General features: G+C 60.6%; 28 protein-coding genes and 1 tRNA gene. 9 read left to right on the top strand and 20 right to left on the bottom strand.

Annotated features, from left to right (window positions below):
* Nucleotides 1-12 precede the first annotated feature (12 nt).
* Genes secD through queA form a run of 4 tightly spaced genes read right to left on the bottom strand, consistent with a single transcriptional unit; the run spans nt 13 to nt 4,480 of the window.
* Nucleotides 13-1,899, bottom strand: coding sequence for a protein translocase subunit SecD (gene secD / locus KI613_RS16315; RefSeq protein ID WP_226401285.1), 1,887 nt, complete (start codon nt 1,897-1,899; stop codon nt 13-15).
* A gap of 48 nt (nt 1,900-1,947) precedes the next feature.
* Nucleotides 1,948-2,274 (bottom strand): preprotein translocase subunit YajC, encoded by a 327-nt coding sequence (yajC, locus tag KI613_RS16310; protein ID WP_226401283.1) that lies wholly within the window; start codon nt 2,272-2,274, stop codon nt 1,948-1,950.
* A 45-nt stretch (nt 2,275-2,319) separates the two neighbouring features.
* The gene (gene tgt / locus KI613_RS16305) at nt 2,320-3,429 is read right to left on the bottom strand and encodes a tRNA guanosine(34) transglycosylase Tgt (protein ID WP_226401281.1); all 1,110 of its coding nucleotides are present in this window, start codon (nt 3,427-3,429) and stop codon (nt 2,320-2,322) included.
* Complete coding sequence (queA, locus tag KI613_RS16300; RefSeq protein WP_226401279.1) at nt 3,419-4,480, bottom strand: tRNA preQ1(34) S-adenosylmethionine ribosyltransferase-isomerase QueA; 1,062 nt, start codon at nt 4,478-4,480, stop codon at nt 3,419-3,421. The genes tgt and queA overlap by 11 nt, the downstream gene beginning before the upstream one ends.
* A 288-nt stretch (nt 4,481-4,768) precedes the next feature.
* On the opposite strand from queA, the gene KI613_RS16295 reads away from it, so the two are divergent.
* Nucleotides 4,769-5,275, top strand: a complete 507-nt coding sequence (locus KI613_RS16295) for an OmpH family outer membrane protein (protein ID WP_226401277.1) — start codon at nt 4,769-4,771, stop codon at nt 5,273-5,275.
* Nucleotides 5,276-5,395: 120 nt separating this feature from the next.
* Here KI613_RS16295 and KI613_RS16290 read toward each other — a convergent pair whose 3' ends face one another.
* The 14 genes from KI613_RS16290 to cobA form a co-directional block, all read right to left on the bottom strand.
* Nucleotides 5,396-5,611, bottom strand: coding sequence for a hypothetical protein (locus KI613_RS16290; protein ID WP_226401275.1), 216 nt, complete (start codon nt 5,609-5,611; stop codon nt 5,396-5,398).
* A 68-nt stretch (nt 5,612-5,679) separates the two neighbouring features.
* Nucleotides 5,680-5,886 carry a hypothetical protein gene (locus KI613_RS16285; protein WP_226401273.1) on the bottom strand — a complete coding sequence of 69 codons (207 nt, stop codon included), beginning with the start codon at nt 5,884-5,886 and terminating at the stop codon, nt 5,680-5,682.
* A 1,199-nt stretch (nt 5,887-7,085) separates the two neighbouring features.
* On the bottom strand, nt 7,086-7,814 hold the full coding sequence (locus KI613_RS16280; protein WP_226401271.1) for a hypothetical protein: 729 nt from the start codon (nt 7,812-7,814) through the stop codon (nt 7,086-7,088).
* Nucleotides 7,807-10,695, bottom strand: coding sequence for a DUF927 domain-containing protein (locus tag KI613_RS16275; protein WP_226401269.1), 2,889 nt, complete (start codon nt 10,693-10,695; stop codon nt 7,807-7,809). Before KI613_RS16275 ends, KI613_RS16280 begins: the two co-directional genes overlap by 8 nt.
* Nucleotides 10,688-10,954 carry a hypothetical protein gene (locus KI613_RS16270; RefSeq protein WP_226401267.1) on the bottom strand — a complete coding sequence of 89 codons (267 nt, stop codon included), beginning with the start codon at nt 10,952-10,954 and terminating at the stop codon, nt 10,688-10,690. Before KI613_RS16270 ends, KI613_RS16275 begins: the two co-directional genes overlap by 8 nt.
* Nucleotides 10,951-11,217: a hypothetical protein gene (locus tag KI613_RS16265; protein ID WP_226401265.1), complete on the bottom strand. Its 267-nt coding sequence runs from the start codon at nt 11,215-11,217 to the stop codon at nt 10,951-10,953. The genes KI613_RS16270 and KI613_RS16265 overlap by 4 nt, the downstream gene beginning before the upstream one ends.
* A 90-nt stretch (nt 11,218-11,307) precedes the next feature.
* Nucleotides 11,308-11,520, bottom strand: coding sequence for a helix-turn-helix transcriptional regulator (locus tag KI613_RS16260; RefSeq protein ID WP_226401263.1), 213 nt, complete (start codon nt 11,518-11,520; stop codon nt 11,308-11,310).
* Nucleotides 11,521-11,639: 119 nt separating this feature from the next.
* The gene (locus tag KI613_RS16255; RefSeq protein ID WP_226401261.1) at nt 11,640-12,152 is read right to left on the bottom strand and encodes a hypothetical protein; all 513 of its coding nucleotides are present in this window, start codon (nt 12,150-12,152) and stop codon (nt 11,640-11,642) included.
* A 97-nt stretch (nt 12,153-12,249) separates the two neighbouring features.
* A complete protein-coding gene (locus KI613_RS16250) occupies nt 12,250-13,011 on the bottom strand; it encodes a hypothetical protein (RefSeq protein WP_226401260.1) in 762 nt (253 codons plus the stop codon).
* Nucleotides 13,012-13,101: 90 nt separating this feature from the next.
* Nucleotides 13,102-13,392, bottom strand: a complete 291-nt coding sequence (locus KI613_RS16245) for a helix-turn-helix domain-containing protein (protein ID WP_226401258.1) — start codon at nt 13,390-13,392, stop codon at nt 13,102-13,104.
* Between the two features lie 259 nt (nt 13,393-13,651).
* Nucleotides 13,652-14,866, bottom strand: coding sequence for a tyrosine-type recombinase/integrase (locus KI613_RS16240; RefSeq protein ID WP_226401257.1), 1,215 nt, complete (start codon nt 14,864-14,866; stop codon nt 13,652-13,654).
* Nucleotides 14,867-15,086: 220 nt separating this feature from the next.
* Nucleotides 15,087-15,171 (bottom strand) — tRNA-Leu (locus KI613_RS16235).
* Nucleotides 15,172-15,196: 25 nt separating this feature from the next.
* Nucleotides 15,197-15,595 carry a Rap1a/Tai family immunity protein gene (locus KI613_RS16230; protein ID WP_226401256.1) on the bottom strand — a complete coding sequence of 133 codons (399 nt, stop codon included), beginning with the start codon at nt 15,593-15,595 and terminating at the stop codon, nt 15,197-15,199.
* Nucleotides 15,592-16,356 carry a uroporphyrinogen-III C-methyltransferase gene (gene cobA, locus KI613_RS16225; RefSeq protein ID WP_226401255.1) on the bottom strand — a complete coding sequence of 255 codons (765 nt, stop codon included), beginning with the start codon at nt 16,354-16,356 and terminating at the stop codon, nt 15,592-15,594. Before cobA ends, KI613_RS16230 begins: the two co-directional genes overlap by 4 nt.
* A gap of 258 nt (nt 16,357-16,614) precedes the next feature.
* Here cobA and KI613_RS16220 point away from each other — a divergent pair, with 258 nt between their 5' ends.
* The 8 genes from KI613_RS16220 (at nt 16,615) to ahbB (KI613_RS16185) (ending at nt 23,008) form a co-directional block, all read left to right on the top strand.
* Nucleotides 16,615-18,300, top strand: coding sequence for a cytochrome D1 domain-containing protein (locus KI613_RS16220; RefSeq protein WP_226401254.1), 1,686 nt, complete (start codon nt 16,615-16,617; stop codon nt 18,298-18,300).
* A gap of 132 nt (nt 18,301-18,432) precedes the next feature.
* Nucleotides 18,433-19,266, top strand: a complete 834-nt coding sequence (locus tag KI613_RS16215) for an ethylbenzene dehydrogenase-related protein (protein WP_226401253.1) — start codon at nt 18,433-18,435, stop codon at nt 19,264-19,266.
* Nucleotides 19,267-19,272: 6 nt separating this feature from the next.
* Entirely contained in the window at nt 19,273-19,623 is a 351-nt protein-coding gene (locus KI613_RS16210) for a plastocyanin/azurin family copper-binding protein (RefSeq protein WP_226401252.1), read from the top strand.
* Nucleotides 19,610-19,927, top strand: a complete 318-nt coding sequence (locus tag KI613_RS16205) for a c-type cytochrome (protein ID WP_226401251.1) — start codon at nt 19,610-19,612, stop codon at nt 19,925-19,927. Before KI613_RS16210 ends, KI613_RS16205 begins: the two co-directional genes overlap by 14 nt.
* Before the next feature lie 7 nt (nt 19,928-19,934).
* Nucleotides 19,935-21,098, top strand: a complete 1,164-nt coding sequence (locus tag KI613_RS16200; protein WP_226401250.1) for a cytochrome D1 domain-containing protein — start codon at nt 19,935-19,937, stop codon at nt 21,096-21,098.
* Between the two features lie 14 nt (nt 21,099-21,112).
* A complete protein-coding gene (gene ahbB / locus KI613_RS16195) occupies nt 21,113-22,084 on the top strand; it encodes a siroheme decarboxylase subunit beta (RefSeq protein WP_226401249.1) in 972 nt (323 codons plus the stop codon).
* The gene (locus tag KI613_RS16190; RefSeq protein WP_226401248.1) at nt 22,077-22,535 is read left to right on the top strand and encodes an Lrp/AsnC family transcriptional regulator; all 459 of its coding nucleotides are present in this window, start codon (nt 22,077-22,079) and stop codon (nt 22,533-22,535) included. The genes ahbB (KI613_RS16195) and KI613_RS16190 overlap by 8 nt, the downstream gene beginning before the upstream one ends.
* Nucleotides 22,532-23,008, top strand: a complete 477-nt coding sequence (ahbB, locus tag KI613_RS16185; protein ID WP_226401247.1) for a siroheme decarboxylase subunit beta — start codon at nt 22,532-22,534, stop codon at nt 23,006-23,008. Before KI613_RS16190 ends, ahbB (KI613_RS16185) begins: the two co-directional genes overlap by 4 nt.
* On the opposite strand, the gene KI613_RS16180 is transcribed toward ahbB (KI613_RS16185), so the two are convergent.
* Complete coding sequence (locus tag KI613_RS16180; RefSeq protein ID WP_226401244.1) at nt 23,005-23,661, bottom strand: hypothetical protein; 657 nt, start codon at nt 23,659-23,661, stop codon at nt 23,005-23,007. The genes ahbB (KI613_RS16185) and KI613_RS16180 overlap by 4 nt on opposite strands.
* A 141-nt stretch (nt 23,662-23,802) precedes the next feature.
* On the bottom strand, nt 23,803-26,376 hold the full coding sequence (cphA, locus tag KI613_RS16175; RefSeq protein WP_226401243.1) for a cyanophycin synthetase: 2,574 nt from the start codon (nt 26,374-26,376) through the stop codon (nt 23,803-23,805).
* Nucleotide 26,377 lies beyond the last annotated feature (1 nt).

The following is a 26,377-nucleotide window of genomic DNA, read 5'->3' as shown; positions in this document are numbered from 1 at the left end:
CGTTTTTCCTTGTTATTTGCCGTTGACCGTGCGGTTGCCGGTACTCGTGCCGGGCTTCCACAGTTGACCGATGGCGACCTTGGTCAGCTTCTTCTGGCGGCCGTAGATCAGATTGACCAGGCCGCGCGAAACGACCACCGACGAGAAGATCGAGGTCAGAATGCCCAGGCAGTGCACCACGGCAAAGCCGCGGATCGGGCCGGAGCCGAAGATGAGCAGGGCAAGGCCGGCGATCAATGTCGTGATGTTGGAGTCGAGAATGGTCCCGAAGGCGCGTTCGTAACCTTCCGAAATCGCTGCTTGCGGCGGCATGCCGGCACGCAGTTCCTCGCGCACCCGCTCGTTGATCAGCACGTTGGCGTCAATCGCCATACCCAGGGTCAGCGCGATAGCGGCGATGCCGGGCAGGGTCAGCGTCGCCTGCAGCAGCGACAGGATGGCGACCAGGAAGAGCAGGTTGGAAGCCAGTGCGATGACCGAAACGACACCAAAGATCTGGTAGTAGGCAATCATGAACAGGGCGATCGCAGCAAAGCCCCACATCGTCGAGTGGAAGCCTTTCCTGATGTTGTCGGCGCCGAGCGACGGGCCGATGGTCCGTTCCTCGATGATGTCCATCGGCGCGGCCAGCGAGCCGGCGCGCAGCAGCAGTGCCGTGTCGTTGGCTTCCATGGTGCTCATGCGGCCGGAAATCTGCACGCGGCCGCCGCCGATTTCGCTGCGGATGACCGGTGCGGTGACGACTTCGCCCTTGCCTTTTTCGATGAGCAGGATGGCCATGCGCTTGCCGACGTTCTCGCGCGTAATGTCCTTGAAGATGCGGGCGCCGGCCGAGTCGAGCGTCAGATGGACGGCGGCTTCGTTGGTCTGGTTGTCGAAGCCGGGCTGGGCGTCGGTCAGGCGGTCGCCGGTCAGCACGACCTGCTTCTTGACGAGCAGCGGCTGGCCGCCACGTTCGGTATAAACCTCGGTGCCGAACGGCGGGTTGCCGGCTAGGGCGGCTTCCAGGGCGCCGGTCGAGTCGTCGACCATGCGGATTTCAAGGGTCGCCGTGCGGCCTAGGATGTCCTTGGCCTTGGCCGTGTCCTGCACGCCGGGCAACTGGACGACGATGCGGTCGGCGCCCTGCTGCTGGATTACCGGCTCGGCGACGCCGAGTTCGTTGATCCGGTTGTGCAGGGTCGTGATGTTCTGCTTGAGGGCGAATTCGCCGAGCTTGTTTTGGGCTTCCGGCTTCAGGGTAGCGACCAACCTCGGTTCGCTGGCATCGCCAGCTTCGGTGACCAGCAGGTCGGGCTGGCTGTCGCCGATGGCGAAGCGGGCCTTGTCGCGGGTTTCAACATCGCGGAATTTGACGACGATGCGGTCGCCTTCGCGGTTCACTCCGCCGTGGCGCAGATTCTTGTCGCGCATGACGGTGCGCAGGTCGGCCGAGGTCGAATCGAGCTTCTTGGTCAGCGCGCCCTTCATGTCGACTTGCAGCAGGAAGTGCACACCGCCGCGCAGGTCGAGGCCGAGGTACATCGGCAGCGCATGCAGCGAAGTCAGCCATTGCGGCGAGGCGGCCAGCAGGTTGAGGGCAACGACGTATTGCGGGTCGGCGGCATCCGGGTTGAAGGTCTTTTCCAGGATGTCCTTGGCCTTCAACTGAACATCGGTGCTGGTCAGGCGGACTTTGACGCCGACGTTGTCGAGCTGGATGCCATCGTGCGTGATGCCGGCGGTTTGCAGTGCGTCCTCGACACGGGCCTGGGCTTTGGCATCGATCTTGATCGTGACCTTGGCGCTGGACAGCTGCACGGCCGGCGATTCGCCGAAGAAATTGGGCAGGGTATAGACGAAGCCCAGCAACAGCGCGATGGCGATGGTGATGTACTTCCAGAGTGGGTAGCGATTCATGGCGGCTTCAAAGCAACAAAGGCGGCACAGGGCCGCCTTCTGGGGTGATTACAGCGACTTCAGCGTGCCCTTGGGCAGAACCAGGCCGATCGACGGCTTTTGCACGACAACTTCGGTGCCGGTGGCGATTTCGACGGAAACGTAGCTGTCGCCCACCTTGGTCACCTTGCCGACGATGCCGCCCTGGGTGACGACTTCGTCGCCCTTGGCCAGCGCGGCGAGCAGCGCCTTGTGTTCCTTGGCTTTTTTCATTTGCGGACGAATCATGAAGAACCACAGCACGACGAACATCAGGATCATCGGCAGCATCTGCATCAGGCCGCCCGTCGGGTCGGCGGAGGCTGCAGCGGTCTGGGCGTGGGCAAAGCTAATCATTGTGGTAACTCCGGATAACTAAGAAATTCAGAACGCGCGATTCTATCACTCGCCGGATGACCGTTTGCGGACAAACTCGTCCGACCACTCGGTGAACGTGCCGGACTCAATGGCGGCACGCATTTCGGCCATGATCACCTGATAGAAATGCAGGTTGTGGATGGTGTTGAGCATGCCGCCCAGGATTTCGCCATGGCGGAAGAGGTGGTGCAGGTAGCTGCGCGTGAACTGGCTGCAGGTGTAGCAGTTGCAACTCGGGTCGAGCGGGCCGGTGTCCAGCTTGTAGCGGGCGTTCTTGATCTTGACGTCGCCGAAACGCGTGAACAGGTGGCCGTTGCGGGCGTTGCGCGTCGGCATCACGCAGTCGAACATGTCGATGCCGGCCTTGACCGAGCGGACGAGGTCTTCCGGCGTGCCAACGCCCATCAGGTAGCGTGGTTTGTGGGTCGGCATGCGGGGGGCGACGTGAGCGAGGACGCGGACCATGTCCTCCTTCGGTTCGCCAACCGACAGACCGCCGATGGCCATGCCGTCGAAGCCGATGTCGTCCAGTCCGGCCAGCGATTCGTCGCGCAGGTCTTCGTACATGCCGCCCTGGATGATGCCGAACAACGCATTGCCGTTTTCCAGCCTGTTGTGTTCGTCGCGCGAACGTTGCGCCCAGCGCATGCTCATGCGCATCGACTTGGCCGCTTCTTCGTGCGTTGCCGGGTAGGGCGTGCATTCGTCGAAGATCATGACAATGTCGGAGTTGAGCACCTTCTGGATCTGCATCGAGATTTCGGGGGTCAGGAAAAGCTTGGCGCCATCGTGCGGCGAGCTGAACTTGACGCCTTCCTCGGTGATCTTGCGCATGGCGCCGAGCGAGAAAACCTGGAAACCGCCCGAGTCGGTGAGGATCGGCTTCTGCCAGTTCATGAAATCGTGCAGGCCGTTGTGCGCCTTGATGACATCGAGCCCCGGCCGCAACCACAGGTGAAAAGTGTTGCCGAGGCAGATCTGCGCGCCAATGTCGTGCAGCGATTGCGGCGTCATGGCCTTGACCGTGCCGTAGGTGCCGACCGGCATGAAGACGGGGGTCTGGACCTGGCCGTGAGCCAATGTCAGCGTGCCGCGGCGGGCGGCGCCGTCGGTTTTGAGGAGTTCAAATTGCATCGGATGGTTGTCCAGTTCGTTCCAGAAGCATGGCGTCGCCATAGCTGAAGAAGCGGTAGCGCTCGGCCACGGCGTGGGCGTAGGCGGCGCGGATGTTGGCGTAGCCGGCAAAGGCGGAAACGAGCATGAGCAGCGTCGATTTCGGCAGATGGAAATTGGTGATCAGCCGGTCGACGACCTTGAAGCGGTAGCCGGGGGTGATGAAAATGCTCGTTTCGGCCGCGCCGACGCGCACCGTGCCATCATCGTTACCGGCTGATTCGAGGGCGCGCAGGCTGGTCGTGCCGACGGCGATAACCCGGCCGCCGGCAGCTCTGGTCGCGGCGATGGCCTCGGCGGTCGCCGGCGGAATCTCGAAGCGCTCGCTGTGCATGCGGTGATCGGCGATCTTCTCGACGCGCATCGGCCGGTAGGTGCCGGCGCCGACATGCAGGGTCAGGAAAGCAGTATTGACGCCTTGGGCCCGCAGCTTGGCCAGCATGGCCTCATCGAAATGCAGGCCGGCCGTGGGCGCGGCAACGGCGCCTGGTTGGCGGGCATAGACTGTCTGATAGCGCGTTTCATCGGCGCCCTCAGCCGGATGCTCGATGTAGGGCGGCAGCGGCAGCTTGCCATGCTGCTCGGCCAGTTCCCAGAAATCGCCCGTAGCGTCTACCAGTTCCAGAGCAAAAAAATCGCCATCGGTACCAGCGCGGCCGGTCATGCGCACTTCGAAAGCATCGCCCAGCAACAAGATGCTGCCTGCCTTGGGCGCCTTGCTGGCGCGGATCTGGCAGATGGCGTGCGTGGCATCGACGATGCGTTCGAGCATGACTTCGATCAACCCGCCGGTTTCCTTGCAGCCGAAAAATCGCGCATTGATCACGCGGGTATCGTTGAAAACCAGCAGGTCGCCGGCTTTAAGCAACTCCGGCAGGTTTTCAAATTTGCGGTCAAATTCCAGTTGACCGCAGACATGCAGCAGGCGGCTGCCCGTGCGTTCGGCGGCCGGGTGCTGGGCGATCAGTTCGGGCGGGAGGGGGAAGTCGAAGTCGTCGACGGTCAACGACATGGTCTGAATCCAAGTGGAAACTTGAACGGCCTTGCGCAGGGAAAGCCGTTTTGTCGTTGTCGGGCCGGGGCTTCATCGCACCAATCAACGGGCAGGCTGTCCAATCGAAAGTCGTTTCGGTTGGTCAATAAAATAGGCCCGGATTCTACCATTTGCCGGATCAAGCCTGGCAGCAAACACTCCCCGTTACACAATCACCGGTATTTGAGTGTGGACCTCTGACAGGAACTCGTCGGATACTGTCGGGCTTGCTACACTATTTCCAATATTCCAATATCGAGGTGCTTCATGCTCAAGGGATTTCGGCTTGCGCTATTGTCCTGTCTGATTGTTTTGCCCGTCTTTCAAACGGCCAGCGCCGATGAACTGAAGATTGGCTACGTCAATCTGGAACGGGTTTTCCGGGAAGCTCCGGCTGCCATCAAGGCCAGCAAGAAAATGCAGGCGGAGTTCGAAGGGCGCCGGCAGGATTTGCTGCGCATCGAAAACGACCTCAAGGCGCGTCAGGCTGCGCTAGTGGAGAAGGGCGCCTCGCTGTCGGATAGCCAGCGGCGAGCCAAGGAAGCAGAATTGGCCGAGATCTCGGTGAGTTTCCAGCGCAAGCAGCAGGAGTTCAAGGAGGACCTCAAACTTCGGCAGAACGAAGAGACGTCGGCCGTGCTTGAGAAGGCCAACAAGGCCATCTTCGATCTGGCCAAGTCCGAGCATTGGGACCTCATCGTGCAAGAGGCGGTTTCCGTCAGCAGCCGAATCGATGTGACGGATAAAGTCATCAAGAAAATGACCGGGGACTGAACTACTCGAGTCCACAGAGAAGGCCGGGTTTTTCCCGGCCTTTTTTTGTACTTGTCGGCAAGGCGAACGCTTGTTTGCGTACTCGACCCTTCTTTGCCGGCGGCGGCAACGGTTGCCGCACTACCCCCGAATGTCGATGAGCGTGCCGAGAATCTGATCGCCGGTTTTGATGACGCTTGCCGCTGCCTTGGCTTCGATTTCTCCCTGGCGCATGGCCACCATTTTCCCGGCAAATTCCTCGTTTTCGACGTTCAGGCCGCTTCCGGCGATGGCCGTACGGTTGATGCCGGCTTGCAAACTTTGCAGGCCACTGGACATGATTGAACTGATGGACATGGCTACCTCGATTGACTGTGACCTTGGTGCACAGCAGATCCCGTGCCAGAAACGGGCGGCGGTGATGCTCAGTTTTTTCCAGCTTCCTCCAATGCCTTGTTTCTCGCCTCAGCTTCCTTGTTCACCGCTTCAAGGCTGGCTTTCATGGCGTCCATGTTCTCTTTTGCCTGCTTGGCCTGGTCGGCTTGAAGCTTTCCAACGGTCGCCGCGCTTCCCGCGGTTTCAAGACCGCAGCCGGAGAGAAGCAGGGCGGCAAGAGCAATCAGCGTTTTCATTTTCCGCTCCCTTTGGTCAGGTGGGGGTGACGTTCTGAAGAGGCCAAGTTAAACATTCAGGGCGTGTCAGTCATTCTGGACCGTGCTGGAACGAAAGGCGACAAAAAACCCGCACGTGGGCGGGTTCTATGGACTTGCCTGGACTGCTTGAAGTTGTTTCCTGGTGCCCGGGCCTTAATCGAACTAATGGTGGAAACCGTTGCGGGACAATGCTTTTCGTTTTGCGAAAATCATAGTTACCCCCAAAGTTACCCCCAGCGGAACGATGCTGCCTGTTCAACCCGTAAAAACAACGTGTGGCTTTCCCGATGGAAGCCATCGGTTTAGAGGGGCCGGATTCTACCATTGCAATGGCTTGCACCTCGTGAATCAACCAAGGCGCAATCGGACAATTTGCGCAAAACGAACGTATGAATCAAAAAAGGTGCCCGATTTGGGATAGACGCGGCTAGCCATCGATGGCCGGTATTTTCCCCCGAAGGTTCGCCAGGCGATCCGCCGTATAGGTATGCCAGCAGTCCCGGGCAATGCACATAGCCGGGGGCGGTGCATACATCTGCATATCGGGTGAGCTTTAGGAAACAGGCGGCAAAGGCCGCGCCATTTTCCGCGTGGGGAGGGGCGGCAGTAGATCAAACGCGCGCGCAAAACATGCCCAAATTGGCGCCCTGGTGTGCCCAGGTTCGCCCGATTCTGCCTCCTCGGTATGGTTGGTCGGCACGGTGGTCTTTGATTGGCTGTGCCCGGTGCCGATGTCGGCATAAAACGCCGGAAATCATTGCGGCTCATGGCGCCGCGTGATTTATGGGTGTCGATCAGGCGCCAAAGTTGGGCACAGTGGGCACATTGGACTTGCCCCTATTATTGATGAAGTGTGCCCACGGGAATCATTGCAGCACAAGGCGCTTGACGGATTGGGCACAGTGGGCACACTGGGCACAGTAGATTTTCAAGGGGGGGAAGTCCAGACGAGGCAGAGCACAGGGAAGGCGGCAAGCAAAGAAGAAACTAAGCGGCGATGACGGCGGCAAACATGGGCGGCAGTGGGGTGGAAAATATCGGTGTCGAATGATCTGAGAGTGTGGGTGAAAAGTTTCTGTCAATGAGTGCACTAAGTGAATATGGCAACAATTCTCTAACCCCTCCCCCCTTCCCAAAACTTCCCCCATAAAAGTAGCCATAACCGGTCGGTGTCCGGACTATAGGGCTTGGACTTTTAACCCCCCCTCCCTTGCCGGTATCCATCGCTCATAGCTCTGGCATTCAGGAGGAGCTATCCAGATACGTTCAGTGGCCCGGCCCGTCTCCAGGATCAGATAGCCGAGGCCACAAGCCCAATGGAATTGCCGGCGTCCACCTTTTTCTGCCATCTGTCTTGTGGTCAGGTGCTTGCACATGGTGCAGTCAAGGCCAGAGGAAGGAGCAGGGATCATCAATACTTCCCAAGGTTTAAGGCCACCCTCGATACAAGCCGAGCTCCAATACCTCACTTGCTCACCTGGTGAAACTGTATGGAGACTGAGCAGAATCGAAGCTCTCTCTTCGTTGCTTGCCTTCACCGTTCTGCAGTACGCCAAGGCCAGAATTACAGCCGCTGGATGCAGCGCAAATTCATTTCTGACCGCACCCCCACCCGGTGCGCCGTATCCCTTCTGACCTTCCCCCCCTTGAAAATCTACTGTGCCCAGTGTGCCCACTGTGCCCAATCCGTCAAACGCCTTGTGCCGCAATGATTCCCGTGGGCACACTTCATCAAAAACAGGGGTAAGTCCATTGTGCCCACTGTGCCCAACTTCTCCCCCGTCGATACGCGGTGAATCTGGCGTTATGCTTGATGGCTCAAGGCGTTCCGCTGTTTTTGTGGCATTGGAAGCGCCGGGCACAGTAGCAGGCGTGGTGTCTGCAAACAGGGCGTCAAGATCAAGCATCGGCGCCTCCTTCGAAGAGTGCCGGCGTGATGTGATAAACCAGCATCTGGCCTTTGCCTGGTATGCGCTGCTTCGATTGAAAGCGCCCCTTGTTGTGGCGAAGAATGCCCAGCTTGGAGAGCAGTGCATTAACCGCTTTGTAGTCCAGCCCCTTGCATACCCGGTTTCGCCACGGCCCTTCAAAGACAAAGAATTCCGTCTGAAATTCGGCGCCGTTGGTGCCTTCCTCAATCTGGCCAGCCTTGGCAATCGGAGCGCCATCGGGCTGCAGCCAGCGACGAATACCGGCCGCATCTGCCGTGCGTGGGCTGCGATCATCGCCAACGCGGTGCCACAGGTCAAAGGCGCCATCACCATGACGCTCGAAGAATTCACGCACCTGGTTGAGCATGCTGGTTTCTTCCTGGTTGCCTTCGCCGCCTCGCCCGGCCAGCCATGCGCGGTAGCACGATCCGGCAGCGGCCAACGCTTCGCCAGCATCCCAGCCGGTCAAGCCCCACTTGGTGGCCAGTTCGCCGCCCATCGCTACCAGGGCAAAGCGATCAGCCACGCGGCGGGCCTGTCCGCTGGCATCGTCGGTCAGGTGCTGCGCCTCGAATAGCTTCTGAGCCTTGCGCAGCTCTTCGGCAAGGTCGGCTGGGCTGCGTGTCAGCTTATCCAGGAACGCGGCCAGCGGGGCGCCGTAATAGCGCTTGGTGGCCTGATCCAATGCCCGCGAGAAGTCGGCGCCGTTTGCATAGTCGTGCAGTGTTTCCCAAGCACCAAGGCCCGCCCCCGCATCGGCGGCAATATCAACCAGGCGTATTTCCTGTCCGGCTCTCGTTGTCCGGTTGGCTTCGGCCATGTGCTGTGCCAGGCTGATCTCACCCGCCGACAGGAAGAGCACTCGCCAGAATGCCCGCTCCCTTGCTCCTCCTGTCCGTGCGGCGCGGGTCTTGCCCGCTCCGTTGGCGAGCATGTAAGCGGTCTCCCCTGCTACCTTGGGGTCAAGCTGGGCCAACTCGTCAAGGGCGAGCAGCGAATCACAGTGCTGCATTGCCAGTGCCTCAAGGCCGTTATCAGTCGCTCGCCAGCGCTGCATATAGCCGCCATCGCCACAGACAGAGCACGCCACACGTAGCGCTGTGGTCTTGCCGTCGCTGGAATTACTGCGGTAGTGAAAACCGCCCGACTCACCGCCCACCAGGTGCAACAGCGGGGAAGCGAAGGCCACGGACACGGCAAATAGCAGGCGGGAATTGCCACGGCACAGGCGCCCCACGTGGTCTCGCCATTCGTCCGCCGTGCCTTTGGCCTTGAAGGCATGCACACTGCTGCCTTCTGCCTCATACAGCCATTCGTCGGCTTCGTTTCCAAAGGCTCGATTTGGCAACACATAGACGGCCGGGCCGTCGCTTGTGGCATGCCACCCGGTGCGGCTGGTGATCCGGGCCCGGGCATCCGGTCGGGCGCTCTGCAGGTAGGCAATAACCTTCTGCCGGCCGCCCGTCGCCATGGTCAGGCCAGCATCCAACAGCATGCCAGCCACTTCGAGACCATCGCCGCGAAATAGCGTCATCGGAATAACCAGCTTGTGCTCTACCTTGTCGGCGTCGTAGAGGCGGACCAGCAAGCCCCAGCCCTGGTTATCCGGGTTACGCACACGGGCGACGGGCTCAAGGTAAGAGCAAATCCACTTTGGAGCGCCCTGGTTGCCGTCGCGATCCGTGTCGGTGAAATACACGCCACCCACCTCAAGGCTGTAGCAGGTGCGGGGCCCGCCTGCCGGAGCGCCGCCCTTGTCCGGCTTGCTCGCCTTGGCGCCGGGCGCTTCGGTTTTTGCTGGCTTTGGTACGTCGACCGCAGCACGCCACGCGACGCTAGTGCATACGTCTGCGCAGCGTGCAGCATCCCAGCCCAGCAAATCGGCAGCATCGTCACCCTTGTCACTCAGGCCAAAGGCTTGCGGCTGCACCTGGTAGAGCGCGGCCGGCGCCTTGGCGAGGGTTGAGAGGATGCCTGTCAGCTTGGCCATGCATGCCGCCCCCGGTTCGTCCAGGTCAGGCCACAAGGTGACGTCACGGCCCGCCAGCGGAAGCCAGCCGGCCTTATCCACGGCATTGGAACCACCCGGCCAGCTCACACAAACGAAGCCGGGAAACAGCGGGCGGGCGGCGTCGGCGGCCTTCTCGCCTTCGCACACGATGACCGGCGCATCCGGCCGGGCGGCGAGCAGATCAAGGCCATACAGCAGGCGCGGGGCCGGTGGCGATTTCCAGCGCCATTCAGTGCGGCCGGCTGCGTTCCGCCAAAACGTAAGCTGGGCAAAACTCTTACCATCCTTGCCCTGATAGCGATCAATGAAGAAGCCGAGGCGGCCGGCTTCCGTCCGGTATTCATAGCGGATCGATGGCTGGCCTTGGCGTGGATTCGCAACAGGAGGGGCGGCTGCATCTTCAGGAGCTGGAATAACGCATTCCCAGCCGTCGGCATCCGGCGCAGGCTTGCGGCTGGGGGCGGCTGGGGCTGGTTTTCTCGGGGCGGTCGCTGTGTTGGTGTTGCCGGCCGGGCGTTCGCCGCTTGTGGCGCGTTTCTGGCGGTTCGGCTTTTGAATGCCGAGGAGGTCGGCGAGGCGCTCTGCTGCATCCATCTGGGAGCAGTCAAAGCGCCATGCTGTCATCGCTACCAAGTCGCCCCAAGTCTCGCCGGTTGCGAAGTCACCACCCGCCCCCGTGTCGCGATTGGTCGAGAGACTGCCCAGTTTGCTATCTGAGCGCTTGGGGTTGAGTGCCAGGTATTCACGGGCCTGGTCTTTGCCGCCGGCCATGCCGCAATGCTCCATGACGGTGTCGAAGTTGGCGAGGGCGGAGGCGACAACTTGCGTAATGAACGGCTCAGCCATTGGCGTTGAGCTCCTTTTCTAGTTCTTGTAGCGCTTCGGTGTGACGTTGGGCGGCTTGTAGTGCGGCAATCAAGGCGGGAAGCATGTCCGGTTCAACGTGCAGACCACGCATGAAGCGGCGAGCGCCAGCACATCCCGGCCGAATAGCGATAGCTCTTCCGCTGTGACGCCTGAAGCATTCTTGAACACGAAGTGTCTGGCTGGTTTCCGGCTCTATTGCATCGCCGTAGGTTCTTCCGAAGGCTGTAGCGGCTTTCATGCGGACTCCCAAAGATGACGAGTGCGGATCAGATCCAAGTCAGTGAAGCGGTAGCGGCCGCGATAGACCACTGCCTGGTCGCGATCAATAACCGGCTCACGGTGTGCAGGTATCGCCAGCCCTTTGCGGCGCAGCACAGCGATGGCGTCCGGGACATTTGAGGCGCCAGCTATGGCGTCCAGTTCTTCGCGGGTGCGTGCCCCTGTAGCCAGCGCACGGATGATGCGTAGCTCTCTTTGGTTGTTCGTGTTGAATGGTGCCAAGGAGGGTAACGGTATGCCGTCGAGAGGCATCTGTCCGGGTGGGGTGCAGCCGGCCCCACACTGCATTTTTGATGTGCACATGGCGCCCCCTTACGCAGTCTTGCGACTGGCTTCGACACGGGATGCAATGAAAGCCTCGATTTCGTGCTCAAGCCACCCAACCGAGCGCCCGCCGCCTAGATCAATAGGCGCTGGAAACGAACCATCTGCAATACGTCGATAGATGGTCGAAACTGAAAGGCCAGTGCGTGCCTCTACTTGGCCGCGTCGAAGAATAACAAGCGGCTTTTGATTCTCTTGCATTTGCGTGACTCCTAGTAGGTATTCATGCGATTGCATGAACTAGGATTCACATATTCATTACCTCTTTTTGTTGTGTATTCCCGCAAAGTTTGCGGAAATTGTGGGAATGGCGGTAGCCCTTATCGATCCAAGTATTTTTTTGCGCGGTAGTACGCTTTCTCGGCTTCCGTTTTTCCTACAGGTGGGGTTGTCGATTTTCCGACTCGCTCAAAGAAAGCCGCATCAATTGGTGTGCTAGGTTCCTCGCTTTGTATCGATGTGGCGATATTCCAGGCGGACAAATCCACCATGCGTCTCTTTTTTACCGAGTTTTTGTGAGTGCCTGTCTTGTATGGTTTTCCAAATGCCAATGGGTCATCCCAGCTTATTGCTCTCCCATTATTTACGGCGTCATAGCGCCTATTGAAGGCGTAAGCCAACCACTTCGGGGCGACTAAACCATTTGTTACGCAGATTCGGATACACGTCAAAACCGCAAACCCATCGCCGTTTTCAATGCTGCCCTTGGCTTGCTTTACTCTCTCTGCCCCTGCCCATTGGAATAATGGTCCGGTCGGGTCATTGAGGCCATATTCCGATGACTCATGTGCCGCCTTGGCTTCGTTAAACGTAGATTCCCATGGATTGAACATGCGGCGCCTCTTTGTGCACTCCCTCAAAAGAAGCCACCCAGGCGGGCGAAGGATTCCCGCTTTTCGTCTGGCCGGACTAGGGGGGCGGCGTGCTCAGCTATCTCGCGAACGGCCCTTGGGGCGGGATGTTGAATTGGGGTACAAACTTGGGGCGAGACCAGATCAGGCGAAGCGCTGAGCGTCGCACATCTGCAGCTTGGCTGCGAGCAAGGCGAAGAGGCCCGTCTATCCTTGGCGGGCGGGGTAGTGATTTCATTTTTGCCTCCCATACTTCATCTGCGCGCCACGACAATGCCAACCGTTGCTCACCAAGCTCATCGGGGATGGTGACTGATAGGCGGTATTTCTTGCCCGCGCATCGTTCAATCAGTTTAGTGCCAGCCCCGTGGTTTTTTTCTGAACCTTGCGGAAGCGAACCATTTGGGAGAATGGTTACTCTGGTTTTTCGCATGCCGGGAAAACCGGGGAAGTAGCCTGCAGGTACAAGGCCGGCAGCGACCAGGGCTTCAGCGGTACCCATGAAATCATCTGTCCAAAACATTTCTTTTCGTTGAATTCCGGGGGAGAAGTACTCCCAGTCACCAACCCCAAAGCTTTTCTCTCTCCCGGGAAACTGGATTGACGCGCAGAAAATGTCCGGCCCACTGTGCCATGATTTTCTGATCCTGCACCTGAATCCTCGCGGGTCAATTACGTTGAGCGTTCTTTTTGGTCCCCCCTCTTCGCCAGGGAAAGCCATTCCAATACCTATGCCGATTTTCTGCAGTAGATGCTTTGTGCCATGGATCAGGTCGCCCCAAACGAGCTCGTTGTACTCGAAGAACTCATCTGGGTTTGCCGTAGAATTTGACGAAGCCATGATTCACTCCAATTAAGTGATGATTGGTCAGGGCCCGGTCGGGGCTGCAACCCCTTCTTGGCCCGCTTTGCCTGATTCCGTCAGGCGCGGTTACTCATCCTGTTTGCGCTCAATTAGGCCGGCCGCAATCTGCGCAGCACGGCTCCCTTCAAGCGGTTCATCATCTAGTGATTCAAGGCGCTGGCGGGGCGGGGCAGAGACAAACGCATCATGCAGACACTTGATGCCGAGTAGCGCACCAATGTATTCCGAAACCCACAAGGGGGCGCCATCGGCCGCCCACCCGCTCACGGTGTTTCGATGCACGCCCAACTTTCGGACAATGTCGGCTTGCTTCCACCCCAGGGCGGCTAGCGCTCCTTTGAACTCTTCACCTGTCATCGTTCCATTTTCCTCTTCGTGCGCGCGAGACTTTGCAAACTATAGAGCATTCACATCAAGTGTGCAATTTAATCAATAAACGTCACAAATAATGTGCATTTGTATTTAACATAACGCTAGTTATGCGTGCATTCGTCTGTGGATAAATTTTCGTCATCCTTCGAAAATCATTGCCGCGCAAGGCTTTCCGGGTGTTGCTGATTTGCTTAAATAATAGGCAATAATTTTCATGTGATTATGTGCAAAGTTATCCACAGGGTTACGCGGCGCTACCGTGAAGCGGAATGACGTCCGCCCCCGCCTTCAGCTTGTCCAAGTAGTCAGCCCATAGCTGCATCATCGCCTTGCGCTCCTTCAGGAACTTGGTGCGGTTGTAGGCGGTGCCCAGGGCATCCGAAACGCTGTGAGCTAGCTGGTGTTCAATGACTTCCGGCTTTTGGTGCAGTTCTTCATGCAGGATGGTGCGGGCCATCGCCCGGAAACCGTGCCCGGTAATTTCGGTCTTTGTGTCGTACCCCATGCGGCGCAGGGCTGCATTGACGGCAGCATCACTCATGGGCAATTGGGGATCGCGGCCGGGGAATACGTAGCGGCCGTGTCCGGTCAGGGCGTGCAGTTCTCGCAGGATGGCCACGGCTTGCGCAGCCAGCGGGACCAGATGTTCCGTCTTTGTCTTGTTGATGAAGTAGCGCCACTCCCCCTTGTCCAGGTCGAAGCCATCCCAATCGGCCTTGCGTAGCTCGCCAGGGCGCACGAACAGCAGCGGGGCGAGTAGCAGGGCGCAGCGGACAACGAACGTGCCTTTGAATCCATCGATAGCCCGTAGCAGCTCGCTTACGCCCTTGGGGTCGGTGATGGATGGACGATTGTCCTCCTTGGGGGCGGGAATGGCCCCCCGCAGGTCTGGGCACGGGTCGCGTTCTGCCCGGCCGGTGGCGATGGCGTAGCGGAAACACTGGCTGATTTCGCTTTTCACCTTGTGGGCGGTGTAGCGGGCGCCCCGTGCATCGATCCGGCGAAGGGTGGTCAGTACCTCGGGGGCGGTGATTTCGGCAATTGGCCGGCTTCCCATCCAGGGGAAAACATCCTTCGCGAGACGGGCAAGGGCTTTCTTGTATTGCGCCTCTTCAACGTTGCTGCGCTTGTTCTCAAGCCATTCGCGGCAGATGACCTCGAAACTATTGGCGGACAACTCCACCCGGGCCGCTTTGGTTGCCTTTCTATGCTGGCTGGGGTCAATGCCAATGGCCAGCATCTTCCGGGCGTCGTCACGATCCGCCCGGGCCTTTTTCAAACCAATATCCGGGTACGTGCCAAGCGACAGGAGCTTTTCTTTGCCGTCGACACGGAATTTCAGGCGCCACCACTTGGAGCCGCTGGGGTTGATCAGCAGAAATAACCCCTTTTCGTCTGCCAGCTTGTAGGGTTTTTCGCCCGGTTTCGCTGTGCGAATAGCTACTTCGGTCAATGGCATGGCTGTTACTCCGTCGAAACGTCGAAGATGCGCCGTAGCCAGTGGGGGTAAGTGTTTGGGGGTAACACCCTTGGGGGTAGGTGCTGTTACCCCCTGAGTTACCCCCACAAGGGCTAGGATGGTATGGGAATATCCTAGAACCTATGAGAACGAAAGGCAATAAAAAACCCGCATTTACGCGGGTTCTTGGGTGCTTCTGATGTTGCTTGGAAATGCTATTTGGTGCCCCGGGCCGGACTCGAACCGGCACACCTTTCGGCGGCGGATTTTGAATCCGCTGCGTCTACCGATTCCGCCACCGGGGCATTCGGAGCGCGGATTATCCACGAATCACTTCTTTGGTTCAAGTGAATCGCTGCAGGGGAAGGCTTTGGCCAGTGCGCCGGCGACCAGTGTGGCCGGGCTGACGGTCGTGTTGGGCGGTACGCGTTCGACATGGATGACGACGGCACGGACGAGGCGCATCGACAGGTCGGGGTCTTTCGGCAGGCAGAAGGCGTTGAGTTTGACGCCGACCTGTTCGGCCAGATAGTCACTGACCCCGTAGCTGTCGGCAAAGCCGGCGACGTAGGCGATGCAGCGGGCGCTGCGAATGGCCTGGAAAGGGTCGCTGGACTTTTGTCCGGCGTACATTTCATTTGCCACCTGGCAGTCGCCGCGCAGTTCCTGGCCGGTATAGGCCTGCGCCGAGGTGGCGAAGAGGAGGGCGATAAGCCAGAGAAGTTTCATTGTTTTTCGAACCAGTTGAGTTTTTCGTGCAGGCCGACGACGCTGCCGACGACGATCAGTGCCGGTGGCTTGATGCCAGATTCGGCAATGCGATGGGGCAGGGTGCCGAGCGTGGCCAGCAGGGTTTTCTGATCGGCCTGGGTGCCGTTGCGAATCACCGCGGCCGGGGTCAGCGAGGGCAGGCCGTGGTTGATCATCTGCCGGCAGATTTCTTCGACGGCACCGATGCCCATGTAGAAGACGACGGTCTGCCGCGGCCGGGCCAGCGCCGGCCAGTCGAGATTGACCGTGCCGTCCTTGAGATGCCCGGTGACAAAGGTGACCGATTGGGCGTGATCGCGGTGGGTGAGCGGGAAGCCGGAATAGGCGGCGCAGCCGGCAGCGGCGGTAACGCCGGGGACGACTTCGAAGGGAATTCCGGAGGCGACCAGGGTTTCGAGTTCTTCGCCGCCGCGGCCGAAAATGAACGGGTCGCCGCCCTTGAGGCGGACGACCGAGAGGCCTTCCCGGGCGAGTTTGACCAGCAATTCGTTGATCGAATCCTGGGGCAGCGTGTGCTTCGACGCTTCCTTGCCGGCGTAGATGCGACGGGCATCGGCGCGGGCCAGATCCATGATTCCATCGCTGACCAGATGGTCGTAGACGAGTGCATCGGCGGCCGCTATCAGGCGCGCCGCCTTGACGGTCAGCAAGTCCGGATCGCCGGGGCCGGCGCCAACCAGCCAGACTTTTCCGGCTGCGAGTTTGTTCAGCTTGTTCATGCGTAATCCCTGCCTTTGGGCGGCCATCCTAATGCGGGACAGGGCGCCTGCCAATAGCGGGAAGTCAATGAATGATCGATATACACCTAAAGTATTAATTATGTAGTTATAAATAACTATAACCATTTGAATGTAATGGATTTATCTGCTGGAAAAGATTGATGAGCATCAAGGATGCAGAAGGGGCTCAGGTTCAACCTTGCGGACATCGCGTTGAGGGAGATGGGCGCGAATTATTTCGATCCAGGAGATAGAAAGATGAAGAAAACAGTAGTGGGGATGCTTGCACTTAGCGCCATGGTTGTTGCCATGGGTTCGGCCTTCGCTCAGGAAACCGCCAAGGCGGCACCGAGCATGACGGCTGCTGAAAAAGAAACCGCCAAGAAGATTTACTTCGAACGTTGCGCCGGTTGCCACGGCGTGCTGCGCAAGGGCGCCACCGGCAAGAACCTGGAGCCGCACTGGTCGAAGAAGGACAAGGACGGCAACGTGACCGAAGGCGGCACGCTCAAGCTCGGCCAGAACCGGCTTGAAAAGATCATCGGCTACGGTACCGATGGTGGCATGGTCAATTTCGACGACATCCTGACCAAGGAAGAACTGTCGCTGATGGCCAAGTATATCCAGAACACGCCGGACGTTCCGCCGGAGTACAGCTTCAAGGAAACACTCGATTCGTGGAAGGTCATCGTGCCGGTCGATCAGCGTCCGACCAAGCAGATGAACAAGTACAACCTCAAGAACATGTTCTCGGTCACCCTGCGCGATACCGGCGAAGTGGCCCTGATCGACGGCGATACCAAGGAAATCCGCAGTATCGTCAAGACCGGCTACGCGGTGCACATTTCGCGTCTGTCCGCTTCCGGCCGTTATGTTTACGTGATCGGTCGCGATGGCCGTCTGTCGCTGATCGACCTGTGGATGGAAAATCCGGCGGTGGTGGCTGAAGTCAAGATCGGCTTCGATGCCCGCTCGGTCGATACCTCCAAGTTCAAGGGCTTTGAAGACAAGTACGCCGTGGCAGGCTCCTACTGGCCGCCCCAGTACGTGATCATGGACGGCGACACGCTCAAGCCGCGCAAGGTCGTGTCCACCCGTGGCATGACCGTCGATGGCGAATACCATCCGGAGCCGCGCGTCGCCTCGATCGTCGCCTCCTTCATCAAGCCGGAATGGGTTATCAACATCAAGGAAACCGGTCAGATTCTGCTGGTCGATTATTCCGATATCGAAAACCTCAAGACGACCACGGTCGGTTCCGCCAAGTTCCTGCATGACGGCGGCTGGGATGCTTCCAAGCGTTACTTCCTGGTGGCCGCCAACGCCTCCAACAAGATCGCTGCGGTTGATACCAAGACCGGCAAGCTGGCTGCGCTGGTCGATACCGCCAAGATCCCGCACCCGGGTCGTGGCGCCAACTTTACCCATCCGAAATTCGGTCCGGTATGGACGACGGGGCACCTCGGTGCCGATGTCCTGACCCTGATCAGTACGCCGTCGGATAAGAAGTCGGATGCCAAGTTCAAGGAGTTCAACTGGAAGGTGGTTCAGGAAGTCAAACACGTACCGGGCAACCTGTTCGTCAAGACCCATCCGAAGTCCAAGCACCTGTGGGCTGACTCGCCACAGAACCCGGACAAGACGCTGGCTGAATCCGTCGCCATCTGGGACGTGGCTGACCTGTCCAAACCGGTCAAGGTGATCAACGTGGCGAAGGATTCCGGCCTGCCGGAAACCAAGGCCACCAAGCGCGCCGTGCATCCGGAATACAGCGCCGACGGCAAGGAAGTCTGGATCTCGCTGTGGGGTGGCAAGGCTGACCAGTCGGCCATCGTCGTCTATGACGATGCGACGCTGACCCTGAAGAAGGTCATCACCGATCCGAAGATGATCACGCCGACCGGCAAGTTCAACGTCTACAACACCCAGCACGACATCTATTGATCGACTGCTGATTGTTTGATGTGACTTAAAGCTACGGGGGCGCAAGCCCCCGTAGCATATGAAACAGCAGCAATTTGCGCAGGGGGACACGGCCTGCGTGGTGAGCAAATTATTTTGGTGGAGATAAGCACGATGAAAAAGAATCTCGTTTCCCTGGCAGTGTTTGGCGCCTTTGTCGCCCTCGGTTCGCAATCGGCCATCGCGGCGCCGGACTGGAACAAGGCTGCCAAGAGCACGATCCACGTTTTCCACCCGGGCGCTGCGCCGATCGAGTGGATTCAGGGCAAGGGTGAGCACAGCGGTGCCAGCGGCCTGAAAAAAGGCGAAACCTGCGCCGGCTGCCACGTCGAGGACGGCAAGCTGAGTCTTGATCTGAAACGCCTGGCCAGCAAGGAAATGGAGCCGAAGGGCGCGCCCAAGACGATGAGCTACCCGGTTACCGTGCAGGCTGCCTACGATGCCAGCAATCTATATGTTCGCCTGACCTTCAAGGCGCCGACGGGCGGCTTCGACAAGTCCGACAAGGACAACGAGCTCAAGGCTACCGTCATGTTCCCGAACGACAAGGTGCCGCTGGGCGATCAGGCCGGTTGCTGGGCAGCCTGCCATGAAGACGCCAAGGGCATGCCTAAGGGCAAGGACAAGACCAAGTATGTCTCCGCCGGCGCCATGGACCTGGTGCAGTGGAAGAGCAGTGGCAAGTCGGCTGACGGTTTCGTCGCCGACAAGCGCAGCATGGAAGGCGGCAAGGCAGGGGCGACGGCGGAAGGCGCCAAGGCGGGCGATACCTACACCGTGACCTTCACCCGCAAGCTGGCTGGTAACGCCGTTCTGGCCCCGGGCAAGGCTGTGCCGTTCGGCATCGCCATTCACGCCGACAACGCCGGCGGTCGTTTCCATCACGTTTCCTTCGGCCACACGATTGGTCTGGGTGCCGACGGCGATGTGAAGGCTGCCAAGCAGTAAAGCCAAATGCCATCCGGACTCGTCATGCATCCCGGATGGCTGTGCCTGAAAAGAGCGCCGCTTGTGCTGGCGCTCTTTTCTTTTTCCGTGCTGGCCGAAAACGTGGCCGAGGTGCGGATCGAGGGCTACAAATACCTGCCGGCCGAAGTGAGCATCAAGGCGGGCGACAGCGTGCGGTGGACCAATCACGAAAAGCGGACCAGCCATTCGGTTGTTTTCCCGGCCGAAGGCGGACTGGAGTCCGAGCGGATGTTCCCCGAAGAAAGCTGGCAGCGTCGTTTCGATAAGCCGGGTCGCTACCCTTATCACTGTGGGCCGCACCCTGAAATGGAAGGGGTCGTCCTTGTCGCCGAGTAATTTCATTTTTGGCCTTTTTTTCCTGTCGACCGTGGGATTGGCCGGCGAACCGGAAGCGTCACGCCAGAAGGAACTCGTGCACCTCGTCCGCCAGGATTGCGGCTCCTGCCACGGCATGACGCTCAAAGGCGGGCTTGGTCCGGCGCTGCTGCCCGAAACCCTGCGCGACAAGCCGGCCGAGGGCCTCGCCGCGACGATCTACTACGGCCGCCCCGGCACGCCGATGCCGCCGTGGAAAGCCTTCCTATCCGAAGCCGAAGCGGCGTGGATAGTCGATAAACTGATGACCGAATTCCCCCAGTGAGAACGCCATGCGCCTGCTGCTGATCGCCTTGTTTGCCCTCGTGCTAAATGCCTGCGCCGGGCCGCAACTTCGCGGCACCGGCGACCTCGGCCTGATCATCGAGCGGGCCAGTGGATACGTCACCCTGGTCAACACCACGGCGCGTCAGCCCTATGCTCGCATCGGCGGCCTTGGCGACCTCTCGCACGCCTCCGCCGTCTATTCGCGCGATGGCCGCTACGCCTTCATCTTCGGCCGCGACGGCGGGCTGACCAAGATCGATCTGCTTGAAGCGAAAATCGTCAAACGCATCATCCAGTCCGGCAACGCCATCGGCGGCTCGATTTCGCAGGACGGCCGCATCGTCGTCGCCCAGAACTACACGCCGGGCGGCATCAAGGCTTTCGACAGCGACACGCTCGAACTGCTCTCCGAAGTGCCGGCTGAATTCGCGCCCGGCCAGTTCTCCAAGGTCGTCGGCCTGGCCGATACAGGCGGCAACAAGTTTGCCTACGCGTTGTTCGACGGTGGCGAAATCCGCGTCACCGACTTCAGCAACCCGCGGAAACCTACAACGCAACGCTTCCCGGCCGGCAGCCAGCCCTACGACGGCCTCGTCACGCCGGACGGCCGCTATTTCCTGGCTGGCCTGTTCGGCGAGGACGGTGTCGCCATGCTCGACCTCTGGCAGCCGGAAAAGGGGGCGAAGAAGATTCTCGAAAACTACGGCCGCGGGCAGGAAAAATTGCCCGTCTTCAAGATGCCGCACCTGCGCGGCTGGTCGGTGGCGCAGGGCAAGGCCTATCTGCCGGCGATCGGTCGCCACGAAGTGCTGGTCGTCGATGTCGTGACCTGGAAGGAAGTTGGCCGCATTCCCGTGCGCGGCCAGCCGGTCTTCGTCATGGCCCGCCCCGATGGCCGCCAGATCTGGGTCAATCTCGCCTTCCCGGACAACGCCAAGGTCGATGTCATCGACACCCTCGTCGGCAAAGTCACGCACCAGATGGAGCCGGGCAAGGGCATCCTGCACATGGAATTCGCCCCGCGCGGTGAAAACGTCTGGCTCTCGGCGCGCGATGACAACAAGGTTTTGATTTACAACACCGAAAATTTTGCCAAACTGGGCGAAATTCCGGCCGAAAGCCCGTCCGGCATTTTCTTCACCTCGCGCGCCGTGCGCATCGGTTTCTGATGGACGCTTTGGCCATGAACAGCAGCAGCCTCGACTTCCAGTTGCTCAACGATTTCCAGCGCGACTTTCCGCTGGTCTCGGCGCCGTTTGCCGAATTGGCAGCACGTCTCGGCGTGGCGGAAAAGGTCGTTCTCGGCCGCCTCGAAAACCTGCGCCGCGAAGGCAAGATTTCGCGCGTCGGTGCCGTCTTCGCCCCCAAGCGCATCGGCGCCTCGACGCTGGCGGCGATGGCCGTGCCGCCGGAAAAGCTCGAAGCCGTGGCGGCTGCGGTCAACCGCTTCCCCGAGGTCAATCACAACTACGAACGCGAGCACCGCTACAACCTGTGGTTCGTCGTCACCGCCGCGACCGAAGGGCGCCTGCAGGCCAGCCTCGGTGCCATCGAGAAGGCGGCCGGTTACCCGCTGCTGGCGCTGCCGCTGCTCGAAGAGTTTCACATCGATCTCGGTTTCTGCCTGAATGGCGACAAGAAAAAATGCGTTGCCACGGCTCAGCCGGTGCAGCCGACGGCCCTCATCGACGAGGCCGAGCGTCGTCTCGTTTCCGTGTTGCAGGAAGGCCTGCCGCTGTTCATCCGGCCCTTCGCGCTGATCGCCGAGCGCATCGGCGCCTCGGAACCGGAAGTCCTCGGCCGCATTCGCCGCTGGCTCGAAGAGGGCGCCATCAAGCGCTTCGGCGTCGTCGTTCGCCACCAGGAGCTCGGTTACCGTGCCAACGCCATGCTGGTTCATGACATTCCGGACGAGCAGGTCAGCGACATCGGCCGCGCCCTGGCCGAAGAGCCGGCGGTGACGCTGTGCTACCGCCGGCCGCGCCGCCTGCCCGACTGGCCGTACAACCTGTTCTGCATGATCCACGGTCGCGAACGCGGCGAAGTCGAGACCATCATCGCCGACTTGCGCCAGCGCCACGGCCTTGAAACGGCCGCCCACGAGGTGCTGTTCTCGCTGACCCGCTTCAAGCAGAACGGCGCACGCTATGCGTGAGCTTTCCACGGTCGACCGGAAAATTCTCGCAAAATTGCAAGGTGATTTCCCGATCTGCGAACGCCCCTACGCCGAGGCCGCCGGGCAACTGGGCATCAGCGAGGAGGAATTGCTGCAGAGAATCGGGCAATTGTTGGCAGATAAAGTACTGACCCGCTTCGGCCCGATGTTCCAGATCGAAGAAATGGGCGGCGCCTTCGTGCTGGCCGCCCTGGCCGCCCCGGAGGCGCGTTACGACGAGGTGACGGCGCTGGTCAACGAATTGCCCGCGGTCGCCCATAACTACCGCCGCGAACACGCGCTCAACATGTGGTTCGTGCTCGCTACCGAAACGAAGGACGGCATTGCCGAAGCCATTGCCCGCATCGAGCGCGACACGGGCCTGGCGGTCTATGCCTTCCCCAAGGAACGCGAATTTTTCGTCGAAATGAAACTCGAGGCCCGGCTGTGATCGACGATATCGATCGCGCCCTGATCGTCGCCACCCAGGGCGGCTTGCCACTGGTGGCGCGCCCCTATCAAGCCATCGCCGAGCAACTGGGTTTGCCGGCCGACGAAGTCATGAGCCGGCTGAAAGGCATGCTCGAAACCGGCGTCATCCGCCGCATCGGTGCCGTCCCCAATCACTACGCCATCGGCTGGACGGCCAACGGCATGACGGTGTGGGATGTCGCGGACGAATTGGTCGACGAATTCGGCGAGCGCATCGGCGCCCTCGGTTTTGTCACCCACTGCTACCGCCGCCCGCGCGCCCTGCCAGCCTGGCCGTACAACCTGTTCGCCATGGTGCACGGCGCATCGCGCGATGAATGCGCGACCAAGGCTGGCGAAATCCGCCGCTTGCTCGGTGAGGCCTGCCGCGGAAACGACATTCTCTACTCGACTCGAATCCTCAAAAAGACCGGGCTGAGGATAGGCAGCTAAGGACAGGCCCGCATCCGGTTTTCCGCAGCGCGATAGGATGCCGCCGAGTCGATTTGCTGTTGTGCGGCATTGATCCCTTCCTTGAGCCTGTCCAGCAGGCTGGCGAGTTGGTGGTCGGCGCGTTGGCGCAGCACGGATTCGGCTTCACCGATGCTGGAAAAATAAGCCGCCTGGCCGAGCGACTGGCGTAGCGCAACCGGCATCAGCCGGGCGCCTATCCTGAGATGGTTGCGCCAGACCGTGACGTGCTCCTGCTCGTGTTCGTCCACGATGCGCCGCCGGCAGGGATGGGGGCCAAGTTCCCGGGCAAGAAGGACCTCGAAACTCGAAAAGCCGAGTTTTAGTTGCAGCGACGGTACGGCGCACACCCGGCCATCGCGATTGCTCAAGGTGCGGACGGAAAGCGCCATGCTGGCGGCCGGTTCGGCCCGCGTTACACCCAGCGTGCTGTGGTTCAGGCTGCTGCCCGCCTTGGCAAAGCGCGCCAGGTCAGCCATCCGGATGCCGTCGTCGCGACTTACCGGCCTGTCCTCGAATACGGCCGTGAAATTTGCTTCCGCCGCCAGTTTTTCGCAGCGCACCTTGAAACTGTCGTTGTCGGCCCCGGCGACAGCGCTGGCGAGCAGGAGCAGGAGGGCAAGGAGGGGTTTCATGCGGCAGGTCTGGTTCAGGCGACAGGGGCATTCTGCGTCGGCAATGTGAAATGCCGTTGACGGTGGATCACCGGCAAACCCAGCGCTGAATGCAGAAAGCCCGGACTGGCCGGGCTTTCTGGGACGGGCGCCTGACGGCGGTCAGCGTGCTTCGCCGATCCGCTGGGCGATATGCGCCAGTGCCTCTTCGACCTGGTCGATCAGGATCAGGCAGAGGTCGCCCGGCTGCAGGCGGGCCAGCGCCGTATCGATGGCGATGAATTCGCCGGTGATGGCGTCGATCTGCTTGGTGCGGCGGGCATTGGCCAGACCTTCGCGCAACAGGCCGATCACTTCGCCGTCTTGGCGGCCGCGCTGGCAGGCGTCCTGGTAAAGAATCACGTCGTCGAAGGCATCGCCGAGGATTTCGGTCTGCTGGCGGATGTCATCGTCACGCCGGTCGCCGGCGCCGCTGATCACCACCGAGCGGCGTACCGCCGGCATGTTGTTGATGGCGCCGACCAGCGCCTGGATGGCGTCCGGGTTGTGGCCGTAGTCGGCGATCAGCGTCGCGCCCTTGTAGTCGAAAACGTTGAAACGGCCAGGGGCGGTCGCCGCATCGCTGACGAAATTGGCCAGGGCGCGCTCGATGACTTCCCAGGCATAGCCAAGTGCCCAGCCAGTGGCGATGGCAGCCATGGCGTTCTCGACCTGGAAGCCGATGGTGCCGTTGCGGGTCAGCGGGATATTGGCCAGCGGGATGCGCTGTTTCTTGCGGCCTTCGCTGCAGATGATGGCGTCGCGCTCGACATGGACGACTCGCTTGCCCTGGGCACGGTGGGTGGCGAGCACCGGGTTCATGCGGTCGCGGGCGAAGAAGATGACGTCGCCGTGGCAGTGGTGGGCCATCGAAGCCACCACCGGGTCGGCCGCGTTGAGTACTGCCGTGCCGTTCGGCGCGACATTTTCGACAATGACGCGTTTGACCACGGCCAGTTCGTCGACCGTCGTGATGTAGTTGAGGCCGAGATGGTCGCCAAGGCCGATGTTGGTGATGACCGCCACGTCGCACATGTCGAAGCCGAGGCCTTCGCGCAGCACGCCGCCACGCGCCGTTTCGAAAACGGCGGCATCGACATCGGGGTGCATCAGGACGTTGCGGGCGCTGCGCGGGCCGGAGCAGTCGCCGGTATCGATGCGGCGACCTTCGACGTAGATGCCGTCGGTGCTGGTCATGCCGACACGCAGGCCGTTCGACTCGAAAATGCGGCCGATCAGGCGGCTGGTCGTCGTCTTGCCGTTGGTGCCGGCGATGGCGACGACCGGGATGCGGGCATTGTCGCCATCCGGGAACATCATGCCGACGATGGCTTCACCGACAGCGCGGCCCTTGCCGAAGGATGGGTCGAGGTGCATGCGCAGGCCGGGGGCGGCATTGCATTCGACGATGCCGCCGCCTTGCTCTTCGAGCGGCTTGTGCATGGTGTCGCAAACGACGTCGATGCCGCAGATGTCGAGGCCGACGGTCTGGGCGGCAGCGACGGCGGCGGCAGCGAGTTCGGGATGGACGTCGTCGGTGACATCGGTGGCGGTGCCGCCGGTCGACAGGTTGGCGTTGTTGCGCAGGACAACGCGAACGCCGCGGCCGGGCACGGAATCGGCGCTGTAGCCTTGCTCTTCGAGGCGGGCGAGGGCGATTTCGTCAAAGCGGATCTTGGTCAGTGAGGTGGCATGGCCATCCGAACGGCGCGGGTCGCGATTGACGATGTCGACCAGTTCGCGGACGGTATGCGTGCCGTCGCCGATGACCAGTGGCGGGTCGCGGCGGGCGGCGGCGATCAGCTTGTCGCCGATGACCAGCAGACGCCAGTCGTGGCCGGAGAGGAATTTCTCGACCATGATGTCGTCGCGGAATTCGATGGCGACGCGGTAGGCGCGACGGACTTGTTCCTCGGTCGTCAGATTGACCGAAATACCCTTGCCCTGATTGCCGTCCTGCGGCTTGACGACGACCGGCAGGCCGACTTCAAGTGCGGCGACCCAGGCGTCGTCTTCGTCTTCGACCGGGCGGCCATGAGGCACGGCAACGCCGGAGGCGTGCAGCAGTTTCTTGGTCAGTTCCTTGTCCTGGGCAATCGATTCGCCGATGGCGCTGGTCAGGCTGGTTTCGGCGGCCTGGATGCGCTTCTGCTTGCTGCCCCAGCCGAATTGGACGAGGCTGCCCTGCGTCAGGCGGCGGATCGGGATGCCACGGGCCAGAGCAGCCGAGACGATGGCACCGGTCGACGGGCCGAGGCGGATGTCTTCGTCGAGGTCGCGCAGTTCCTTGAGGACACCGTCCAGATCGAAAGGCGTGTCGTTGAGGGCGGCGAGGCAAAGCTGCTCGGCACGCTCGAAGGCCAGGCGGCCGACGTCTTCCTCGGTGTATTCGACGACGACCTGATATACGCCCTGATCGACGGTTTGTGCCGTCCGGCTGAAAGTGACCGGGCAACCGGCCTGGGCTTGCAGACCGAGCGCAGCGAATTCCAGCGCGTGGGCCATCGACACGGTGTCGAGGTGATCGGAGGGAATCAGGTCGCCAAGTTCCGGGAAGCGTTCGCGCAGGCGTGCTTCGAAATTGGGCAGATTGGCGATAGCGACTTCGCCACCTTCACAGGTGACGATGGCCTGAATGGCGGTGTGCCGGCTCCACAGATTGGGGCCGCGCAGGGCGCGAATGCGGGAAACGTCCATG

Source organism: Ferribacterium limneticum (assembly GCF_020510585.1).
Taxonomy (GTDB): Bacteria; Pseudomonadota; Gammaproteobacteria; order Burkholderiales; family Rhodocyclaceae; genus Azonexus.
This window is presented reverse-complemented; position numbering and strand designations above follow the sequence as displayed.

Coding starts and splice junctions, on each gene's coding strand:
- KI613_RS16285 (WP_226401273.1), bottom strand. CDS start 5,886: ATGAAAACGCTGATTGCTCTTGCCGCCCTGCTTCTCTCCGGCTGCGGT.
- KI613_RS16260 (WP_226401263.1), bottom strand. CDS start 11,520: ATGCAAGAGAATCAAAAGCCGCTTGTTATTCTTCGACGCGGCCAAGTA.
- KI613_RS16270 (WP_226401267.1), bottom strand. CDS start 10,954: ATGAAAGCCGCTACAGCCTTCGGAAGAACCTACGGCGATGCAATAGAG.
- KI613_RS16210 (WP_226401252.1), top strand. CDS start 19,273: ATGCCATCCGGACTCGTCATGCATCCCGGATGGCTGTGCCTGAAAAGA.
- ahbB (WP_226401249.1), top strand. CDS start 21,113: ATGAACAGCAGCAGCCTCGACTTCCAGTTGCTCAACGATTTCCAGCGC.
- KI613_RS16290 (WP_226401275.1), bottom strand. CDS start 5,611: ATGTCCATCAGTTCAATCATGTCCAGTGGCCTGCAAAGTTTGCAAGCC.
- KI613_RS16255 (WP_226401261.1), bottom strand. CDS start 12,152: ATGTTCAATCCATGGGAATCTACGTTTAACGAAGCCAAGGCGGCACAT.
- tgt (WP_226401281.1), bottom strand. CDS start 3,429: ATGCAATTTGAACTCCTCAAAACCGACGGCGCCGCCCGCCGCGGCACG.
- KI613_RS16240 (WP_226401257.1), bottom strand. CDS start 14,866: ATGCCATTGACCGAAGTAGCTATTCGCACAGCGAAACCGGGCGAAAAA.
- KI613_RS16245 (WP_226401258.1), bottom strand. CDS start 13,392: ATGACAGGTGAAGAGTTCAAAGGAGCGCTAGCCGCCCTGGGGTGGAAG.
- KI613_RS16280 (WP_226401271.1), bottom strand. CDS start 7,814: ATGCTTGATCTTGACGCCCTGTTTGCAGACACCACGCCTGCTACTGTG.
- queA (WP_226401279.1), bottom strand. CDS start 4,480: ATGTCGTTGACCGTCGACGACTTCGACTTCCCCCTCCCGCCCGAACTG.
- KI613_RS16215 (WP_226401253.1), top strand. CDS start 18,433: ATGAAAAAGAATCTCGTTTCCCTGGCAGTGTTTGGCGCCTTTGTCGCC.
- KI613_RS16220 (WP_226401254.1), top strand. CDS start 16,615: ATGAAGAAAACAGTAGTGGGGATGCTTGCACTTAGCGCCATGGTTGTT.
- KI613_RS16190 (WP_226401248.1), top strand. CDS start 22,077: ATGCGTGAGCTTTCCACGGTCGACCGGAAAATTCTCGCAAAATTGCAA.
- cphA (WP_226401243.1), bottom strand. CDS start 26,376: ATGGACGTTTCCCGCATTCGCGCCCTGCGCGGCCCCAATCTGTGGAGC.
- KI613_RS16230 (WP_226401256.1), bottom strand. CDS start 15,595: ATGAAACTTCTCTGGCTTATCGCCCTCCTCTTCGCCACCTCGGCGCAG.
- cobA (WP_226401255.1), bottom strand. CDS start 16,356: ATGAACAAGCTGAACAAACTCGCAGCCGGAAAAGTCTGGCTGGTTGGC.
- KI613_RS16200 (WP_226401250.1), top strand. CDS start 19,935: ATGCGCCTGCTGCTGATCGCCTTGTTTGCCCTCGTGCTAAATGCCTGC.
- secD (WP_226401285.1), bottom strand. CDS start 1,899: ATGAATCGCTACCCACTCTGGAAGTACATCACCATCGCCATCGCGCTG.
- KI613_RS16295 (WP_226401277.1), top strand. CDS start 4,769: ATGCTCAAGGGATTTCGGCTTGCGCTATTGTCCTGTCTGATTGTTTTG.
- KI613_RS16180 (WP_226401244.1), bottom strand. CDS start 23,661: ATGAAACCCCTCCTTGCCCTCCTGCTCCTGCTCGCCAGCGCTGTCGCC.
- KI613_RS16250 (WP_226401260.1), bottom strand. CDS start 13,011: ATGGCTTCGTCAAATTCTACGGCAAACCCAGATGAGTTCTTCGAGTAC.
- yajC (WP_226401283.1), bottom strand. CDS start 2,274: ATGATTAGCTTTGCCCACGCCCAGACCGCTGCAGCCTCCGCCGACCCG.
- KI613_RS16275 (WP_226401269.1), bottom strand. CDS start 10,695: ATGGCTGAGCCGTTCATTACGCAAGTTGTCGCCTCCGCCCTCGCCAAC.